General features: G+C 40.3%; 2 protein-coding genes. Both read left to right on the top strand.

The annotated features are described in order from the left end of the window. The first annotated feature begins 98 nt into the window (after positions 1-98). The gene (locus KO533_RS22365; protein ID WP_219256190.1) at positions 99-1,058 is read left to right on the top strand and encodes a hypothetical protein; all 960 of its coding nucleotides are present in this window, start codon (positions 99-101) and stop codon (positions 1,056-1,058) included. Continuing rightward, positions 1,051-1,265 (top strand): hypothetical protein (locus tag KO533_RS22360; protein ID WP_219256189.1); only part of this gene is annotated, 215 nt, incomplete at its 3' end. The genes KO533_RS22365 and KO533_RS22360, both read left to right, overlap by 8 nt.

The raw sequence follows: 1,265 nt of genomic DNA, 5'->3' as shown, positions 1-1,265 counted from the left end.
ATAATGCTGCTGCGCAATGTGCAGGTCGGTCACAGTCAAATCACTACAGATAAAGCCGTATTGTCATTTTTCGGTAACGAGTCATAGGAGCAATTGAAATGGGATTACCAGTTACAGTTTATCGATACACAGACTCAGGTGCGCCACAGTTGGTTAATGCCACCCCCTCAGAGTGGATTAATATCCTAAAAAAAGTGCTGGTTGAGGGTTATGGCAATAAAGCCCCGCTAGGCTGGACTCTTGAATTCGAGAATGCCGCAGCGTTTAAGGTGGCATTTAGAAACTCACTCGCGAATGGTGGCTCAGGGGGCTATTTTCAATTTTGGTCAGCTAATGGTGGCAATACTTCGCAGCAAGGTTGCTATATAAAATGTGCAGGGGATATGTCTGCTATAGATGTGTTTTCTAAAGCTTGTGGTCTTAGAGCTGCAACACTTTCAAACTCTGGTAAAGGGTGGGAAATTATAGGTACATCAAGGGGATTCTACCTAATGCAGCATCGGACTGATTCACCAAAGATGCTTGTTGCTGCTAACACTATCTTTTGGTGTTACTTCATTGGTGATATTCATAGTTTTTATTCTAATGATATCAACTGTTTTTCACTTATTTCAGGTAATAACACCGCTGGTGATTTACCTTCAACACCTGCAGGTAGTGTCATTGGTTGGACTACGACACTTTCTGCCCAGTTATATGCGGTTGATGGTGTCAATACTAGCCGAATGTATTCAATGACTCTTCCGTTTGTCAATACAAGCTCACCCGGAGCACCATTTCTTAACGATGCAGAGGTGTCGAACTTACAACATAATTTTGTTATGCCGTATTTAGAGATTGCATACAACAGCAATGATGCAAGTGGAGTTCCTGCAAATATCAGCACGTCATTACCAGCTTGTCGAGGGACAGCACCAGGGATGAAGGTTTCCTCATTTGTTGGCTACGGTAATAACAACTGGCCAGTTGATCGAATCTTTGACGGGATAACTTACATTTTACTCAGATCTGTTTACAACAATAAGTTATGGATTAGTACGGATGACTGGTATGAGTAAATTTATCGATGTAAAACCCGTAAAGTCATCGGTTTATCATCAAGCAGTTATAGATATTAAAGTTGATAACAACGCAGAGCGATTAATTGTAATGAATCGCTTAACATGCGAAATTTATTATGTTTTTAATTGCAATCAAGTGAAGAATGTCAAATTAATAATGCCATTGGAACATACAACAAACAATGAGTTATTGGTCGGCATACT

Source organism: Shewanella sp. NKUCC05_KAH (genome assembly GCF_019345585.1).
Taxonomy (GTDB): Bacteria; Pseudomonadota; Gammaproteobacteria; order Enterobacterales; family Shewanellaceae; genus Shewanella; species Shewanella oncorhynchi.
Note: the sequence above shows the minus strand (reverse complement) of the source record. Positions and strands in the feature narration are given on the sequence as shown.

Excerpts from the sequence above, each read along its gene's own strand:
- KO533_RS22365 (WP_219256190.1), top strand. The coding sequence starts at position 99 with ATGGGATTACCAGTTACAGTTTATCGATACACAGACTCAGGTGCGCCA.